This is a genomic window from Paramesorhizobium salinisoli, assembly GCF_003335045.1.
GTDB classification, from domain to species: domain Bacteria; phylum Pseudomonadota; class Alphaproteobacteria; order Rhizobiales; family Rhizobiaceae; genus Paramesorhizobium; species Paramesorhizobium salinisoli.
The window spans coordinates 347,685-364,550 of record NZ_QOZG01000006.1; the positions used below are offsets into that span (position 1 = coordinate 347,685).

13 protein-coding genes and 3 pseudogenes are annotated in these 16,866 nt (G+C 58.9%); 13 read left to right on the forward strand and 3 right to left on the reverse strand.

The window, feature by feature from the left end; genetic code table 11:
* Positions 1-65: 65 nt before the first annotated feature.
* The 4 genes and pseudogenes from argE to DUT91_RS16390 all read left to right on the forward strand — a co-directional run.
* Positions 66-1,188: pseudogene (gene argE / locus DUT91_RS16375) on the forward strand (acetylornithine deacetylase).
* Between the two features lie 19 nt (positions 1,189-1,207).
* A complete protein-coding gene (locus DUT91_RS16380) occupies positions 1,208-2,131 on the forward strand; it encodes a 2-hydroxyacid dehydrogenase (protein ID WP_114441581.1) in 924 nt (307 codons plus the stop codon).
* A gap of 15 nt (positions 2,132-2,146) precedes the next feature.
* Entirely contained in the window at positions 2,147-2,503 is a 357-nt protein-coding gene (locus DUT91_RS16385; protein WP_114441582.1) for a cupin domain-containing protein, read from the forward strand.
* 465 nt (positions 2,504-2,968) lie between these two features.
* A pseudogene (locus DUT91_RS16390) lies at positions 2,969-3,142 on the forward strand (aldehyde dehydrogenase family protein); the annotation flags it as partial.
* A 90-nt stretch (positions 3,143-3,232) separates the two neighbouring features.
* On the opposite strand, the gene DUT91_RS16395 reads toward DUT91_RS16390, so the two are convergent.
* Positions 3,233-3,922, reverse strand: coding sequence for a haloacid dehalogenase type II (locus tag DUT91_RS16395; protein WP_114441583.1), 690 nt, complete (start codon positions 3,920-3,922; stop codon positions 3,233-3,235).
* A 327-nt stretch (positions 3,923-4,249) separates the two neighbouring features.
* On the opposite strand from DUT91_RS16395, the pseudogene DUT91_RS16400 reads away from it, so the two are divergent.
* The 9 genes and pseudogenes from DUT91_RS16400 to DUT91_RS16440 form a co-directional block, all read left to right on the forward strand.
* Positions 4,250-4,378 (forward strand): annotated as a pseudogene (locus tag DUT91_RS16400) (GNAT family N-acetyltransferase); the annotation flags it as partial.
* A 248-nt stretch (positions 4,379-4,626) separates the two neighbouring features.
* Complete coding sequence (locus tag DUT91_RS16405; protein WP_114441584.1) at positions 4,627-6,291, forward strand: ABC transporter ATP-binding protein; 1,665 nt, start codon at positions 4,627-4,629, stop codon at positions 6,289-6,291.
* Between the two features lie 39 nt (positions 6,292-6,330).
* Complete coding sequence (locus DUT91_RS16410) at positions 6,331-8,001, forward strand: peptide ABC transporter substrate-binding protein (protein ID WP_114441585.1); 1,671 nt, start codon at positions 6,331-6,333, stop codon at positions 7,999-8,001.
* Positions 8,002-8,087: 86 nt separating this feature from the next.
* A complete protein-coding gene (locus DUT91_RS16415) occupies positions 8,088-9,038 on the forward strand; it encodes an ABC transporter permease (protein WP_114441586.1) in 951 nt (316 codons plus the stop codon).
* 33 nt (positions 9,039-9,071) lie between these two features.
* Positions 9,072-9,950, forward strand: a complete 879-nt coding sequence (locus DUT91_RS16420; RefSeq protein WP_114441587.1) for an ABC transporter permease — start codon at positions 9,072-9,074, stop codon at positions 9,948-9,950.
* Between the two features lie 28 nt (positions 9,951-9,978).
* Complete coding sequence (locus DUT91_RS16425) at positions 9,979-11,310, forward strand: NAD(P)/FAD-dependent oxidoreductase (protein ID WP_425373810.1); 1,332 nt, start codon at positions 9,979-9,981, stop codon at positions 11,308-11,310.
* A gap of 265 nt (positions 11,311-11,575) precedes the next feature.
* Positions 11,576-13,537 carry a TadE/TadG family type IV pilus assembly protein gene (locus DUT91_RS16430; RefSeq protein ID WP_114441588.1) on the forward strand — a complete coding sequence of 654 codons (1,962 nt, stop codon included), beginning with the start codon at positions 11,576-11,578 and terminating at the stop codon, positions 13,535-13,537.
* Entirely contained in the window at positions 13,534-14,127 is a 594-nt protein-coding gene (locus DUT91_RS16435; RefSeq protein ID WP_114441589.1) for a TadE/TadG family type IV pilus assembly protein, read from the forward strand. The genes DUT91_RS16430 and DUT91_RS16435 overlap by 4 nt, the downstream gene beginning before the upstream one ends.
* The gene (locus DUT91_RS16440) at positions 14,124-14,561 is read left to right on the forward strand and encodes a TadE/TadG family type IV pilus assembly protein (RefSeq protein ID WP_114441590.1); all 438 of its coding nucleotides are present in this window, start codon (positions 14,124-14,126) and stop codon (positions 14,559-14,561) included. Before DUT91_RS16435 ends, DUT91_RS16440 begins: the two co-directional genes overlap by 4 nt.
* A 149-nt stretch (positions 14,562-14,710) precedes the next feature.
* On the opposite strand, the gene DUT91_RS16445 is transcribed toward DUT91_RS16440, so the two are convergent.
* The gene (locus DUT91_RS16445; RefSeq protein WP_114441591.1) at positions 14,711-15,526 is read right to left on the reverse strand and encodes a nucleotidyl transferase AbiEii/AbiGii toxin family protein; all 816 of its coding nucleotides are present in this window, start codon (positions 15,524-15,526) and stop codon (positions 14,711-14,713) included.
* On the reverse strand, positions 15,526-15,867 hold the full coding sequence (locus tag DUT91_RS16450) for a hypothetical protein (protein ID WP_114441592.1): 342 nt from the start codon (positions 15,865-15,867) through the stop codon (positions 15,526-15,528). The genes DUT91_RS16445 and DUT91_RS16450 overlap by 1 nt, the downstream gene beginning before the upstream one ends.
* Between the last annotated feature and the right edge of the window lie 999 nt (positions 15,868-16,866).

The following is a 16,866-nucleotide window of genomic DNA, read 5'->3' on the forward strand; positions in this document are numbered from 1 at the left end:
GAAAACTCGCGGCTAAACCTAAATTGGTCGGCATCCGATAAATTCCGCAAACAATATGGCCGCTTATGAATGTTGAAAAAATTCTCGCGAGGCTGATCGGTTTTCCCTCCGTTGTGGGAATGCCAACCGATCCAATTGTCGATTGGATCCGCGGATATTCCCAGACAGCTGGGGTCGAAATGTCGGTCCTCCCCGGTCCCGAAGGCGACCGGTCCAACATGTTTGTCACGATTGGCCCACGTGAGGTACGCGGCTACATTTTGTCCGGCCATATGGAGGTTGTGCCGGCGAGCGAGCCGGAGTGGAGCGCGGACCCCTTTGTCCTGCGCCGCGATGGTGACAGGCTTTACGGCCGTGGCACTACGGACATGAAGGGTTTTCTTGCCTGCGCGCTGGCCGCTTTGCCACGGCTTGCGGTCATGAACTTGCAGCGGCCGATTCATCTTGCCTTCTCCTATGACGAGGAGGCGGGTTGCCGTGGCGTTCCGCATCTCATCGCCGCGCTGCCGAGCCTGTGCGAGAAGCCGCTCGGTGCGGTTATCGGTGAGCCGAGCCGGATGCAGGCCGTGCGGGCACACAAGGGCAAGGCGGCGGTGCGGCTCGAGGTGATCGGACGGTCCGGACATTCGTCACGCTCTGATCTGGGACTCAATGCCGTTCACGCCATGGCCGGCGTGATCACGCAGGCTGCAGCTTACGGCCAGTCCCTGATGGAAGGGCCCTTTGACCGTAATTTCGCGCCCCCGTATTCTTCCCTGCAGGTTGGCGTCATCGCCGGCGGTCAGGCGGTCAATATCATTCCCGATCGCTGCACTGCCGATATCGAGGTCCGCGCTGTGCCTGGTCTATATCCGTCGTCCCTGCTCGAGCCAATAAGGGCGCAGCTTTTCGCCCTCCGCGACAGCGGCTTCGAAGTAGCCTGGCACGAGTTGAGCGCCTATCCCGCCCTTGCGCCTGCCGAGGGGAGCGAACTGACGACCCTTCTGACTGAGCTGACAGGGCAGGAATCCTTCGTTGCGATGAGCTATGGCACGGAGGCCGGGTTTTCAGCAGGCCGGCATCGACGCGATCATTTGTGGACCCGGCGATATCAGCCGCGGCCATCGTCCCGATGAATATATCGAATTGGGCGAACTCGCGGCGTGCCAGAAGATGATCGAGGATCTTGGCGCGCGCCTTGCCGCATGACTTAATAGGATGATCTCTAATGGCATTTCTTTTCAATTCAGATGCCGCGCGCGGGACGGTCTTCCGCGAGGCTTTTGCGCGCGAACTCCCGGACCTGAAATTCTTCCACGCCAGCGAAGTCGTGGACCCTGAGAAGATATGCTATCTCGTGACCTGGACGGTGCCTGAGGACATATCCCGCTATCGCAATCTAGAAGTGCTGTTTTCCATCGGCGCCGGTATCGATCAGTTCAAGAGCGAGAAGGTACCTGGACATGTGAAACTGGTGCGGATGGTTGAAGACGGCATTATCCGCATGATGCAGGAATATGCCGTTCTCGGCGTGCTGACGCTTCACCGGGAAATGCTCGCCTATCGTGAGCAGCAAGGAGAGCATAGGTGGCAAGCGCTTGCGGCTCCGCAGGCCTCGGAGCGTCGGGTGGGGTTCCTGGGGCTTGGCATGCTGGCGCAAGCGGTCATCGAGCGTCTGAAGCCGTTTCAGTTTCCCCTCGCCGGATGGAGCCGCAGCACAAAAGAAATTGGAGGCCTTACCTGCTTTCATGGTGCCGACCAGCTTGCCGGTTTTCTGGCGCAGACGGATATTCTTGTTTGCCTTCTGCCGCTGACCGACGAAACGCGTGGCATTCTCAACGCAAGGCTCTTTTCGTCATTGCCCGCCGGCGCACGGCTGCTGCATGTCGGGCGCGGGCCGCAGCTTGACCAGACTGCGCTGATCGAGGCGCTCGACAGCGGCCATCTTGCCGCGGCAATGCTGGATGTCACCGATCCCGAGCCGCTGCCGGAAGACCATCCGCTCTGGTCGCATCCCAAGGTGATGATTACGCCGCATATCGCCTCCGTGACGCAACCGCGCACGGCAGCACAATCGGTCATTGAAAATATCCGGCGCCACCGCGCCGGGGAAAACCTGATCGGCCTCGTCGATCGGACACTCGGCTACTAAACCAGGAAACACGGCATGTCACTTCTGATCACCATCGACACTGACCCAAACTTCACACCGAAGGAGGCCGTGCCGGCCCCGGAACGGCTCATTTCGGGCAACCCATCCTTCAAGACCTGGGCACAGGATGCCTCAAAGGGAGAAAAGGTGGCGACAGGAGTCTGGGAGGCTACCCCCGGCGAGACGCATTCGATCAAGGGCACCACCTACGAGTTCTGCCACATCATTTCAGGTCTCGTAGAGATCGAGGAAAAGGGCGGTGAGACGAAGACCTACCGCGCCGGTGACAGCTTCGTTATGAAACCTGGCTTTGTCGGCGTCTGGCGCACCATCGAGACCGTGCGCAAGATCTACGTCTGCGCCTACGACTAAGTGCAATGTTCAAGGTGCTCAAGGTGCGCCCATGACGGCGCACCGCAATTCCAGAACAATCAACTTTCCAGGTCCAGCCTGACGCATTTCGACGCCGTCAGGCGGTTCGTCCTCAATGAAAAATGCGGCGTTCGGTCCCCTATTATTCTAAGGAGAAACAGAGCGGAATGGGTTCGCTCGCTCTATCCGTTGGTTCGCCGCATTTGGGCGACGTCAGGTGAACCCATCTGACTGCAAAAAGCTTTGGTGCGAGGTGCTCTCATGACGTTAAGCTTCGATCCTGACACACTCGAGCTTCCCCTTTATACTTCATCGGTGGTGAACGCGTCGAGGCGGCTGGCGCACTGGAAATGCGACGGCCTTCCGACGGCAAACACTATGGTGCATGTCCGGTCGCGGATGAAGCTCTCCTGGACCGCGCGGTACAGGCTGCAAAACAGGCGCTGAAGACCAGTGGCTGGGCGGTGGCGGGTCGCCGACGCGCTAGAGTTCGGTATGGTCGGGCTCAACACCGGCATGATCTCGACCGAAGTCGCGCCCTTCGGTGGCGTGAAGCAGTCGGGGGTGGGGCGTGAAGGCGCGCAACTCGGGATAGAGGAATATCTTGAGGTCAAGACGCTTCATGTCGGCGGGCTGTAAAGGCCGGTGGCTGAAAAATGGAAAGGGGGCGGCTCAACCGCCCCCTTTTTCGATGTCCTGGTGTCTTGTCCCAAGAAGCGATGTCGCCGCTCAAGCGCTTTGCAGCGCGGGCTCCAGGCCGACGGCACGGGCCAGTCCGCCGATATCCTTGATCTCGGTATATTCGTAGTAGGGGTTCGCGGGCTCATGGCCCCGGTTCACCCAGACCTTGCTCTTGATGCCAAGGTCGTAGGCGGTCATCAGGTCGTAGCGGAACGAGGAGGACACGTGGGTGACGTCTTCGGGCCCGCAGCCGAGCTTGTCGAACATGTACTCGAAGCCCTTCATCAGCGGCTTGTAGGCGCCGGTCTCTTCCGCCGTGATGACCATGTGGAAGGGCGCGCCGAGCTTCTCCACATTCGACATGATCAGGCTGTTCATCGAGTTCGACAGGATCACCAGCGGGATCTCCTTGGCAACCTTGGACAGGCCCGCTGGAACGTCCGGGTGCGGACCCCATGTGGACACTTCGTCATAGATGCGCTGGGCATCCTCCGGCCGAAATGCGATGCCGTTGCGCTTGCAGGTGCGCTCCACGGAATTGTGCACCACTTCGATGAAGGGCTTCCAGGCGCCGAAGACCTCGTCCAGCCGGTAGCCGGCGAAATCCTTGATGAACTGCGTCATGGCGGCGGGCGACAGCTGCGCGCCATAAACGCGCTGCGCCGCGCCGGCCATGTCGAAATTGGTCAGCGTTCCGTAGCAGTCGAAGGTAATGTATTTCGGTCTGAACTTGGTCATGGCGTCAATCCTCCTGATCCTTTCGGCACCGTGCCTCTACCGCAATCATCATAACGAGCGATGGGGAGACTAATCACTGCATTCGCAGCGGCATCAAGCAGATCGTTTTGTATTGCATCGCGGCTTTGGCACAGAGTTGCGCCAGGCTCACTCGGAACCCGGGCGGCAGCGCCGATTTGCCGGCGGGATCGCGGTTGCGTCGGCATAAGATGCGGCGCCGCCTGCAAAGGACAGTGAAACCGCGTCTCTCGCAGTTGCTGGTCAGGAGGAACTGCTGTCTTCGGCATTCTATCTTGGGCTCATGAATATCTCGGCCCGGAATGCCTCATGACGGCAAAACAAATCATATTCGAAACGATGATGCCAGAGCATCTGGACGATGCCGTCGAATTGTCCCGACAGGCCGGATGGCCGCATCGACGTGAAGACTGGGAACTGGTCCACGCGCTTAGCCAGGCCGATAACTACAATTGAGCGTATTGGGCGCAGAGTGATATGCCAGTTTCGGCGCCCTTTTCAGAAGTTCGTGCTGCACAAGCGCCACGTTTCGGCGACTCTGCTGGACAGAAAGTGCCAAACTCATTGGCACAACGGAGGAATACATTCCGAATATCTGCCAACAGGCAGGTAGGCGCGGGGGACCTTGACGGGCAGGATCGTTCGATTGCGAGCCGGCGCGGTTGCTAGGGGGGGGGGGAGAATCGATGGTCGCTGGCATTCACGCTGTAGTCCCCCACGAAGTGGCGCTTTCGGTGCGCGACTTGACCGTACGCCTGCCGGAAGGCATGGAGCGGGTCCATGCGGTGGAAAACATCTCCTTTGATCTGAAGCGCGGCCAGATCCTGTGTATCATAGGCGAATCCGGATCGGGTAAGTCGGTCACCGCGAATGCGGCAATGGGGCTACTGCCCAGGGTCATCCACGTCTCCTCGGGCGCAATTCAGCTGGACGGGGTGAATGTCGTAGGTCTGTCGTACGACAGGCTGCGCAGTCTGCGCGGCCGGGTCGTGTCTATGATCTTTCAGGACCCGCTCTCGGCGCTCAATCCGCTGATGACCGCAGGCGCGCAGATCGACGAGGTCATGGCGGCGCATGGCGTTGGTACGCCGCAGACCCGCCGCAGCCGCGCCATTGAGCTGCTGACCGAGGTGGGCCTGCCCGATCCGGAGCTCATGTATCATCAGTATCCGTTCCGGCTTTCTGGCGGGCAGCGGCAACGCGTTATGATCGCCATGGCGCTGGCGCTCGAGCCAATGATCCTGATCGCGGACGAACCGACGACTGCGCTCGACGTGACAACCCAGGCGCAGATCCTGGAGCTGATCCGCGACATTCAGCGCCGTAAGGGAATGAGCGTCATGTTCATCACCCACGATTTCGGGGTGGTGGCTGAGATAGCAGACAGCGTCGTGGTGATGGAGAAGGGTCGGATCGTCGAGCAGGGCAGCGCCGAGCAGGTGCTGAAGTCGCCCAGCCACCCCTATACAAAGCGCCTGATCGCGGCTGTGCCGCGTCTGACCGGCAAGGATCGCACACCTCTGGATGTCGCCAGCAACGAGCCGATCCTGAAGGTCGAGGGACTTGTGAAGACCTATCGCAGCGGCGGCACATTGTTTGGCAAGCAGCGGATCGTGCCCGCTGTGAAGGACGTTTCCTTCGAATTGGCGCCCGGGCGCACACTGGGCGTTGTGGGCGAAAGCGGTTCCGGTAAATCATCGCTGGGACGGGTTCTGATCAAGCTGCTGGATAGCGACGGCGGCCGAATTCTGTTCGAGGGCCGCGACATTGCAGGTCTTTCCGAGGCCGAATTCCGCCCGTTGAGGCCGCAGATCCAGATGATCTTCCAGGACCCCTTCGCTTCGCTCAACCCGCGTTCGACGATCGGCCACATCCTGACCGTTGGCCCGGTCGCGCACGGAACGCCCTATGTCCAGGCGCGCGAGGAGGCGCGGGCGCTTCTTGCCCATGTCGGTCTCGATGCCGGAGCCTTTGGCCGTTATCCGCATGAGTTTTCGGGCGGGCAGCGCCAGCGCATAGGCATCGCGCGGGCACTGATGTTCAAGCCGAAGCTGCTGGTTGCCGATGAGGCGGTTTCGGCGCTCGACGTATCGATCCAGGCCCAGATCCTGAAGCTCCTGGACCAGATTCAGCGGGAAACCGGCGTATCGATGATCTTCATCACCCACGATCTGCGCGTCGCAAGTCAGATCTGCGACGAAATCGCAGTGATGCAGAAAGGGCGGGTTGTCGAACGCGGACCGCCCTCGCAAATCTTCCTGGACCCGCAATCAGCCTACACGCGTGAGCTGGTGGCGGCGATTCCAGGGGAGCAACCGGGCGGAACCCGGCCGGTTGCAGCAAACGGTTAAAGAAACGGCGTACGCCGCCGATAACAAGGGGAACTTCCAATGACCGAGCGATCAAAAATCAAATCAGCCTATACCCGGCGCGATGCCTTGCGCATGATGGCAATCGGCGGCGCTGCCGGCCTTATTGCGCCCAATCTGCTGGGCAGGCCCGCTTTCGCCCAGACCCCTCCTGCGACCCCTGCCGGCCGCGTCATCGTCGGAATTTCGCAGGAACCAACTGTCTTCAACCCCTTGATGGCGCATATCGAGGTTGACGACGGTGTGCATTTCTCGCTCTTCGACGCGCTCTTCCGCATAGCTCCCGATGGCTCCATCCAGCCTAATCTGGCAGTCGAAGTGCCGACCCAGGCCAATGGCGGGATATCCGAAGACGGTTTGAACTGGCGCATCCGCCTGCGGGACGACGTCCGCTGGCACGACGGCGAGCCGTTCACGGCAGAGGACGTGAAGTTCACCCTCGAACTCATCACGAATCCGGATTTCCGCGCCTGGCGCACGACCGGCCATTCACTGGTGCGCGACATCACTGTGGTATCACCCACTGAGATCACCTGGCGGATGGAGGAGGTCTTCGCGCCCTATCTGTCATTCCTGACTGAAACCTTTATCGTCCCCAAGCACATTTTGGAGAAAGACGCCGATCCCAATGCGGCCGCCTTCAACCAGGCTCCAATCGGCACCGGCGCGTTCAAGTGGGGCCAGCGGGTTCCGGGCGACCATGTCGAGCTCGTCGCAAACCCCGGCTACTTCGGCGACGGACCCTATGTCGAGCGGCTGATCTTCAAATATATCCCGGACGTCACCGTGCTCTATACGCAGTTCAAGAGCGGTGACATCGACCTGGTGGGCCAGACATACATCACCCCCGACAACTACGAGGAGGCACGCACCCTGCCGGGCCGGGTAGTGTCGCTTGTGCCCGCATCCTCGGTGGAGTCGATCTATCTCAATCTCAAACGCCCGCAGTTCAAGGACCTCGCCGTCCGGGAGGCGCTTTACGCGGCGATGGACAGGAAGGCGATCATCGAAGGGCTCTATTACGGTGTGCCGAGCCTGACCGAGACCTTCATGCCTCGGCAGTCCTTCTACTACGACCCTGACCTGCCGAAGCAGGAGTTCAATCTGGAGCGCGCGCGCAAGATCCTCGACAATGCCGGCTGGGTGCCCGGACCGGATGGGATCCGTGCCAAGGACGGGGTACGCTTGTCCTTCGCCAACTCCACAACGTCAGGCAACCACTTGCGCGAGCAAGCACAGCAGTTCCTTCAGCAGACGTTTGCCGAAATCGGCGTGGAGATGACCATCTCGAACCTGCCGGCGGCAGTGATGTGGGGCGAGTTCTGGTCACAATCGCAGTTCGACACGGCCATGGTGGGTATCACCTATCTGATCGGCGCGGACCCGGACGTTACCAACCGCTTCCACACGCGTGCGATCGCCGCACAGGGCGGCAGCGGCTCGAACAATGCGCAATACTCCAATCCCGAGGTCGATGCCTTGCTTGAGAAAGGCAGCCGCACCTTCGATCCGGAAGCGCGGCGCGAGATCTATTTCCGTGTCCAGGAATTGGTCCGTCATGACCTGCCTTTGCTGCCGCTGTTTGCGAATACTTCAGTGTACGGACGCAAGGAAGGGATTGAGGGATTCGTGCCCAACACCAACACGCGCACCGAATCCTGGAAGGCAGCAGACTGGTATTGGGCGAGCTGATGCACGCCGCCGCCGCCAGGTCCTTCGGGGTCACGGGCGGCGGCAACTCAGGGATACCGTCATAGTAAAACAAAATGGAGAGCTGAATGCGTGGCTTCCTGCTCAATCGCCTCTCGCAGAGCGCAGTGCTGCTGGTGATCGTCTCCATCATCGGCTTCGTCATTCTAAACCTCATTCCGGGGGGGCCGCTGGCGCAATATGGGCTCGATCCTGGCATGACCCAGGAGGACATCGCACGCCTCAAGGAGCAGCTGGGGCTGAATCGGCCGCTTTGGATCCAGTATTTCGATTGGGCTTGGCGGCTTGTGCAGGGCGACTGGGGGCACTCCTTCCGCGACGGCGCGCCGGTGCTGTCGGTGATCAGCCGGCACCTCTTCGCCACCCTGCTGCTGATGGGCACGTCCACCGCGTTCGCAATCGCGATTGGCACCTGGATCGGCATCCGCGGCGCCACGCATCGCTATTCGCTGTTCGATTATACGGCGACCGTCGGCGCCATGGTCGCGCTGTCGATCCCGACTTTCTGGTTCGGGCTCGTCGGCATCTACGTTTTCTCTCTGAAACTGGGCTGGTTGCCTGCGGGCAATATGTACACGATCGGCGACGGCTCGGTGCTGAATTACCTGCACCACCTGATTTTGCCAAGCATCGTGCTATCGCTGGTGCATGTCGCGATCTGGAGCCGCTACATGCGCGGGGCGACGCTTGACGCTATCAGCCACGATTTCGTCAAGACCGCGCGCGCCAAGGGTTTAACCGAGCGCCGGGTCCTGATGAAACATGTCGTCGGCAACGCCCTTCTGCCGATGATCACCCTGGCGGGGATGCAGCTTCCATCGATCCTGACCGGCGCGCTGGTGACCGAGACAGTCTTTACCTGGCCAGGAATGGGGCGACTGTTCCTCGATAGCCTCGGCTACAGCGACTACCCGGTGGTGATGGGGCTGCTGATGTTCTCCGCGATCCTTGCCATTTTCGGAAACCTGATCGCAGACATTGTCGTGGCTATCGTCGACCCGCGCATCCGCCTTAGCTGAGCGCGTGACCTTACGTCCTAGGAGGCTTCTGATATGACCGCTCTCGCCGCAAATCCAGGTGCAAGCCGCTGGTGGCACAGCCGTGCGGCACACCGTTTCATGAGCCATCGCCTTGCGCTTCTGGGGCTGGCGATGATCATTGTACTGACGCTGGCATGCGTCTTTGGCCCTTATGTCCTTCCGTACGACTCGCTTCACATCGACTTGCGCGCACGCTTTGCCCCCCCGCTGGCCGGTGAGCATTATCTGGGCACCGATCCGCTGGGGCGTGATGTTGCGGCACGGCTCTTCATGGCCGGACGGATATCGCTGCTGGTCGGCTTCTTCGCCATGGTGCTCTCGACGCTGGTCGGCACGCTCATCGGCGTGATCGCCGGCTATCGCGGCGGTTGGATCGGCGCGGCGCTGATGCGCATGGTGGACGGCTTTCTGGCATTTCCGTCGATCTTCCTCCTGCTGGCGCTGGCGGCGGCGCTGAAGCCGAGCCCGGTGATGATCACCGTCATCATCGCCGTTACGAGCTGGATGGAGGTCGCCCGAATTGTCGAGGCCGAGGTCCGCTCGCTACGCGAACGCGAGTTCGTCCAGGCCGGGCGCATGCTGGGGCTGAGTGGAGCGCATATCATGTTCCGCGAGATCCTGCCCAACGCGATGGGCCCGATCATCGTGGCCGCCACCCTGACGGTCGCCCGTGCGATTCTACTGGAGGCCTATATCAGCTTCCTCGGCTACGGCATCCAGCCACCGCTGCCGAGCTGGGGCAACATGCTCAACGGCGCCCAGCAGTATCTAGCCAGCGCGCCGTGGCTGGCGATCATCCCCGGCGCCGCTATCACGATCGCGGTGACGAGCTTCAACTTCATCGGCGATGGGCTGCGCGACGCTCTGGATGTCAGAAATGACCATATTTGATTTCTCAGCAAATTCCCGCTTCCTGAACATGAAACGAAAAGTCAGTCCCGTGCACGAGCCCAAGGTCGCAGACAAGAACACATCCTTTTGGTGGGAAGCCGCACCCGTCAAGCCACTGCCGCGCCAGCCACTGCCCCAAAAGCTCGATGTGCTCATCGTGGGCGCGGGTTATGCAGGACTTTCGGCGGGGATGGCGCTGGCGCGCGAGGGGCGTTCGGTTGCGGCCTTCGATGCGATGAACCCGGGCGAGGGGGCCTCGTCGCGCAACGGCGGAATCACCAGTGGAAGCATCCGGCCGGACTACGCCACGATCACCCGGCGCTTCGGTGAGGAGAAGGCCATAGCGATCGAGGCCGAAGGCAAGATCGCGCGCGAATTTCTTTACGACTTCATCAAGACCGAAAAGCTCGACTGCGACTTTCAACTGATCGGCCGGTTTACTGGTGCTATCGGGTATGACCAGTACGAGAAGATGGCGCGCAGTGCCGAGGCGCTGGCGAAGAGGCTAGGGATCGAGTCCTGTGCCGTTCCGCATGCCGAGCAGCGCAGCTACATCGGTACCGACTTCTACCGCGGCGGCACGGTGCGGATGGACATTGGCGGGCTGCACCCGGCCAAGTTCCACGCCGAGCTCCTGCGGGTGGCGCTCGCTTCCGGACTGACGGTCCATTCGAGTACGCCCGTGATCTCGATAGAGAGAGATGGCGCCGGATTCCGTGTTGTGACGTCTGCCGGAACCGTTCAGGCGCGGCAGGTTCTGGTGTGCACAAACGGCTATACCGATGGTGCCAGCCCTTTTCTGCGCCGGCGGTTGGTGCCGGTTCGCAGCCGGATCATCGCGACCGAGGAACTCGCGCCTGAAACGATGGCCCGCCTGATGCCGAAGCTGATGATGATGGGCGAGAACCGTGAATTGGGCTTCTATTATCGCCCTTCACCCGATGGCAGTCGCATTCTGCTGGGCGGCCGCGACAGTTCCCGCGTGGGCGATCCAGCGGCGCCGACGCTTCGCCTGCGTAACGGGTTGGTGGAGCTTTTCCCGGAACTGGAAAAGGTTCGCCTTTCGCATAGCTGGTTCGGCAATGTGGCGATGAACCGCGACATGATGCCCCGCATCTTCGAGAAAGACGGCGTGGTTTATGCCACCGGCTTCTGCGGTTCGGGGGTTGTCTGGGCGCCATGGATTGGCACCCGTGCGGCTTACAAGCTGATGGGGTACAGCGAGCGAGCGCGCACGGCTTTTGACTTCCGGCCACCTGCTTTCATCCCGCTTTATCGTGGCAATCCGTGGTTCATGCCGGCCATCATTCAAGGCTACCGGCTGCAGGACCGCATTGCGCTGTGGCGATCCCGCCGCTGACCGCGGCTGGAGCACAGACGATGAAACACCAGGCATCGAAATCGGATGCCGGCTGCTTCTGAGAACCCGATGCCATATCGTTACCCGAGCGCGCCGGACAACCGTTGCAATATCGCCTGGCTCCTCTGCTCCCGACGGGGACGAGCGCACGTCTGTCCTGTCCAAATTGCATACAATTTCGTGCCAAGTTTTCCATTGTAAACGGTTCATTTACCCACCCCCCCTCAATTAAGAAACCAACGACATAGGGGAGCACGCAAGAATAATGGGGAAGAATGGGGAAAGAGACGGATACCGTAGGATCTGCGCAGCATTTCTGCATGACAGATCCGGCACGATTACGATCCTAGCGGTGCTGGCACTGCCTGTCGTGCTCGGCTTTGCCGCACTTTCGGTTGAATATGGCTACGGTCTGCTCCGCCGGGCTGAGAACCAGCGTGTAGCCGATTTGGCTTCGTATGCCGGTGCGCTTGCCTACAACGAAACGAGCTCACAAGAGGATATGGCGTCCGCGGCGCGCAGCGCCGCTCTACTCAACGGCGTGGCAGCGAATGACGTTGCGGTCGCGCTCGTAACATCGCCGAAGGATTCCAGCAGCAAGGCTGTGAATGTCACGATTACCACCAAGAACACACTCTATCTTGCGCCGGTCCTTGGCGTCGAGCCTGAGTTGAGCATTGCTGCCGGCGCCTTTGCGTCAGTCGGCAAATCAGGCAGTAGCTGCATCCTGGCCCTTGATGAAGCTGGATCAGGGATCACGCTTTCCGGTGGCGTTCATATCGATGGCGAATGTTATCGCGTCTCCTCCAATGCGGGCATTACGGCGCCATGCGGCACCAGAATTACGACCGAGAGCGTCACCTATTATGCGGGAGAGCTTGCACCCTGCAAATGGGACAACAGTTTCGTGACCCTGAAGGGGAATCCGGCGCCTGTCGTCAAACAGTACACGGATGATCCGCTGAAGAACAATTCCGGAGTTGCGACATTCGACGATCGGTTCGCAACGATCTGGAAGGCATCCTGGCCGGCGAAAGTTACCTCCAATGGAATAGAGCCGAAGATAATTTTCGGAGACGGAAACCCTGCCGACGCCGCAAAAGCATTGAATGATATTCAATGCAGTTTTGATCCGAAATACTATAATCAGTATTATACATCCACGTGGGTTATTACTTGTAGCAAAAAGAAAATATATATCGGATCAATTGAGGTCCGAAACGACGCAAAAGTATCGTTCAACGCCTCTGGAAGTCCTGATACCATCTATAACTTCTCAGGAAGTATTAAGGGCGGACCTGGAACTTCCATCGTCTTTGGCCCTGGCATCTTCAATATCGCCAAAGGTGTATATGGCGCTTCCATGAGCTTTGGTGCGGGCACCTTCCATATTGGAATGGGTGATGAAGCCTGTGGATATCCGGAGCAGCGCTACAGCGTCTGCAGTTCCGGAACGATGACGTTTGGGGGCCCGAGCAGGTTCATACTCGACGGGGGGATTTATACCGGTGACGGTGCGACGCTGACGCTCGGCTCGGGACAGTCGAATAGTTACATCATCAATCATTCAAGCGCAGGCAATGGCATCAGTGTCGGCGGCGGCTCCAAAACCTATTTTGCCGATGCGAGCGCGAATGGCAGCGTCTTTCGGCTCAACGGCAACATCAATGGCCACGGCGGCGGAAGTTGCATCGTTCTGCCGGCCAGTGAGCACCACGATATTTCAGGTAACGTTCACCTGGCTGGTGCGGTCAAGCTCGGGGCGGGCATCTATACCATTGACGGATATTTCGCGGCGGACGTAGGCGGCGCGACGTGCGACGGAACCGGCGCGGTCTATGGCAAGGACGTCACGCTTCTGATTTCAGGGCGCGATACTGCATCGGGCGGAGCATGCAGGGGACAGGTGTTTTGCCTCGACGGCGGCAACGGCATTACATTGATGGCGCCCAAGTCCGGCCCTTTTGCCAGGCTGGCGGTCGTCGGTCCTCAATCCTCTGATAATGATGGCGGCGTGACGATCGCGGCGGGCGGGCGCGGCCAGATCTCCGGGGCGTTCTATTTTCCATACGCGAAAATCGATCTTGGAGGAGGCGGACGGATAGAAAACGGCCCTACCGATTGCATGCAGCTCATCGGCGCAAGCATTGCGTTGTCCGGCGGCGCAAAAGCAATCTCAAAATGTGCCGGCCTGGATGGAAACGGTAAAGTGGCTTTGATCCAATGAGTATTTTCCAAAGCCCGTTGAGATGGTTACAGGCTGCCCACATCTTCCTCAAGCGTTTCCTGGTCAGCGAAAACAAGGGCGCCTCAGCCATAGAATTCGCAGTAATTGCGCCGGTATTCGCCCTTATTCTGGCCGGCAGTCTCGACCTCGGCATGGCCGTCTATTCGCGCTTCCAGTTGGATTCCACTGTATCCAGCGCAGCGAGCTACGCGCTGGTGAATTCGAGCATGGTCAGTTCCGAAAATGGCTCAGAGCTGGCCAAGCGGATTGCTAGCCTGATCGCGGTGAGGGCGGGTAACACGGGGGCGACCGTCGTCGTAAACAACGGTCCCGATGCGGGCTACGACGGAGTTGTCATCAAGGTCAGTCAGCAATCCTCGAATGCGAACAAATGTTACTGTCCAACGGGTAGCGCAAGGTCGCTTGTCTGGGGCGCCATGAAAGAATGCGGCGCGCTCTGCCCTGATGGAACACGAGCTGGAAAGTTTGTCGCGATTGCCGTGCAGCAGCCCTATAAACCGCTCTTTTCGGGCTATGGCATAATCCGGGACGATACTATTTCCGCCGCTGCAATCGCGCGAACTCAATGAAACGTGTCCTGAAGCTTTTTCGGCAATCCAAGTGCGGAGCCAGCGCTGTGGAGTTCGCTCTTGTCCTGCCGGTCTTTCTGCTGATGCTGTTCGGGATCGTTGAGTTCGGCCGGCTTTTCTGGACAAGTCATGCCTTGCAGGAGACGGCGATTGCCACCGCGCGGTGCATGGGCGTTCCGCAGGTTGAGTGCAGCCTGGAAGGAATTTATAACCTGGCTCGAGCAACCGCATTTGCCGAGAGTACCTCCAACGGCTGGTTCGTTACACTTGACCCTACATTGATCCGCCTGGACCATGACGCAGATTGTCGGGGGCTCAACGGTTTTTCGTCGGTGGCGATCGAATACCAATTTCGAACCGCCGTGCCAAAGCTGATCGACGTTCTCGCGGGTGGAACGGAGTTGAAGGCTTCCGCCTGCTATCCCAATCAATAATACAGCCGGCAATCGCAGTTGAGGTGTTCCTGCGCATTCGGCCTTCGGTTGCAGTAGGGAGATTGGCGGCGTTAGCCTACGGAATTAGGTAGCAACTGCCGCCAGACGAATAGGCGTGAGAAGTCCACAGCATCCACTCATGCGCCGAGTTAGACTTTATCCCCCCAGCGGTTGCGTGCTTCAGGCAAATCTGGCGTCACCTCAGGCTCAGAGGTCGCCTTCCGGTATCCGATCCCGGTGGTGTTGAGGTCATAGACCTTCAACGGAACGCCCGCAGAGTCTATAGCCAATATCCCTACGAGTTCGGAGGGCGCATTGCGCAGGTAGTTCTCCGCGCGATCCAGAGCAATAATAAGTTCGTCCCGGATCATTGTGGCAGTCCAATCAGAAGGTAGACCACGAACCGTCGTGTAGTCCTCATTCGTGACGGACAAGGCTTTATGCCGAATCTCATCGGTTATACGCAATGGCGAGAAGTAAGGAGGTTTGCCTGCCGCGGCCATAATTACCGACCCTAACGGGCACATATGGTTTTCGATCATCAGCAAATCGACGTAATCCCGAGCCTTCGTCCGCGTAGAGGCAGCGATCACCTTGTTCACGGCAAGATCAGCAGGGTGCAGACGGGCTCCCCATTCATCATCCCTGACAAGTGGAAAGAAGCGTGTCCGGGTCTCGCTCATCCATTGGACAAGGGTACGCTCCCCGCCGCGCATTACACTTGCTTCAACGCAACCGTAAACGTTGACTTCGATCGAGACTTTGAAACCGTCAGTCTCTAATTTCGCGATATCAGTACCCGCAGAGACCCCAATTTCCTCGTCGGTATCATGAAAGATGTCAATGTCATCGGACATTCGTGGCCAATTCATATTTAAGACCAAGCCGCCAGCAATGTAGCTGGTGTCAGATCTGTTCCCGGCGATGGAGGCCATGATTTCTTTTTGGATCTGTGTCAGTACCATCAGCGCCCATCTCCAAGCTCGACGACCATTTTTCGTCCCATCGCATAAGCTCGCGCGTCACCGCGCTCCATAAGTGCATTGGCGACAACTCGCGCCTTCTGCGGAAGATCGTTCAGCTTTTCGATGTCGATGTTATCGAAAACTCTCAGCCCATACCTCTCGGTAGCAATCCTGATAAACTCCAAAAGACGACTCTTTTCAGCCCGATGCGCAGATCGCAATTCTGCCGCGACACTCACGATCTCATCTCTGCGTGCTTTGGGAACGAGAACCTCCACCCTCACGAGATCGGATGCTCCTCCAGTCTCTCGGTACTTCTTGATGCGTTCTTTTGCAGACATGGTGACAACTCCGATAGGGGGCAATATAATCGTATCCGGGATACGCATCAAGTATCTATGTTTGTGACGAAGAAGCACAACTTCGCGGCCCCGTCTGCCCGAAGCTCGATTTTGGCCAAGCTGAAGAACATTGTGGGAACATGGCTGTTGCAGTTGACGGCTGACTTGGCGAGGAACGACGTTCCGCTCTGGTAGTCGCATCGACCCGTACCCCAGCCGCGAGATCAACAAGCGTATGGATCGCTGCCAAGGCAGATGCCCCTACAGCGTAAATAAATAACGGTAAGACCGACTGCCGGGTGATCACCGGCTTTTGTGCAAGAAGTCTTTCGAAGCATAAGGGAAATCCCAATATCGCCTTCCCGGAACCTTCGGTGCTGGTTCCATAATACATGTTATGTGATCGGATTATATAGCAGCCATTTAGTAATGCGACAGTTGGGCCAGTTAGATATGCGACAGTTTTCGCCCTTCTAGCTGGTCAAGTTCAACGCTGGGAGGAAGACTGGTGTCCGACGCCGAAGTGCTGATGGAGCTTCCATGTCTTGTTTGATCACCATGTCGCAGAAAGAGCTGAACCGGCTGGAAGCGGTTCAAAAAATCAAGGATGGGGTCGGAACAAGGTTTGTTCTCCCAGACACGCTAAGATCGAACGGATGGTGAACCCTCGTCGCGTACCGTCATAATAGTCTGTCGGCTGGTCGCGAATTTCCCGCGTGATCGCTGAAATGCTTATCCCGGTCGACAGATCCTCGTGAACATCCTGCTTGCGCTGCCTCTTGTGAAAAAGCCCTGCCCGGTATGGGCAGGGCCTCCCTCTCGCTATCGCGCCGGTCTGGTGATGCGATAGGACGAACTGGTCACATCATGCACTTGATCTCGGCATAGTCGCCATTCGTGCGCAGGGTAATGGTGACGTCAGCTTTGCCGCGATTGCGACAGAACCAGCCGTGGTTGCCGTCGAAACCGGCCTCCAGAACGCCTTCAGCCCCCGGCGCC

Bases quoted from the DNA above. Each gene is read 5' to 3' on its own strand.
- DUT91_RS16380 (WP_114441581.1), top strand. From the start codon at position 1,208: ATGGCATTTCTTTTCAATTCAGATGCCGCGCGCGGGACGGTCTTCCGC.
- DUT91_RS16435 (WP_114441589.1), top strand. From the start codon at position 13,534: ATGAGTATTTTCCAAAGCCCGTTGAGATGGTTACAGGCTGCCCACATC.
- DUT91_RS16385 (WP_114441582.1), top strand. From the start codon at position 2,147: ATGTCACTTCTGATCACCATCGACACTGACCCAAACTTCACACCGAAG.
- DUT91_RS16450 (WP_114441592.1), bottom strand. From the start codon at position 15,867: ATGTCTGCAAAAGAACGCATCAAGAAGTACCGAGAGACTGGAGGAGCA.
- DUT91_RS16425 (WP_425373810.1), top strand. From the start codon at position 9,979: ATGAAACGAAAAGTCAGTCCCGTGCACGAGCCCAAGGTCGCAGACAAG.
- DUT91_RS16410 (WP_114441585.1), top strand. From the start codon at position 6,331: ATGACCGAGCGATCAAAAATCAAATCAGCCTATACCCGGCGCGATGCC.
- DUT91_RS16405 (WP_114441584.1), top strand. From the start codon at position 4,627: ATGGTCGCTGGCATTCACGCTGTAGTCCCCCACGAAGTGGCGCTTTCG.
- DUT91_RS16420 (WP_114441587.1), top strand. From the start codon at position 9,072: ATGACCGCTCTCGCCGCAAATCCAGGTGCAAGCCGCTGGTGGCACAGC.
- DUT91_RS16415 (WP_114441586.1), top strand. From the start codon at position 8,088: ATGCGTGGCTTCCTGCTCAATCGCCTCTCGCAGAGCGCAGTGCTGCTG.
- DUT91_RS16445 (WP_114441591.1), bottom strand. From the start codon at position 15,526: ATGGTACTGACACAGATCCAAAAAGAAATCATGGCCTCCATCGCCGGG.
- DUT91_RS16440 (WP_114441590.1), top strand. From the start codon at position 14,124: ATGAAACGTGTCCTGAAGCTTTTTCGGCAATCCAAGTGCGGAGCCAGC.
- DUT91_RS16395 (WP_114441583.1), bottom strand. From the start codon at position 3,922: ATGACCAAGTTCAGACCGAAATACATTACCTTCGACTGCTACGGAACG.
- DUT91_RS16430 (WP_114441588.1), top strand. From the start codon at position 11,576: ATGGGGAAGAATGGGGAAAGAGACGGATACCGTAGGATCTGCGCAGCA.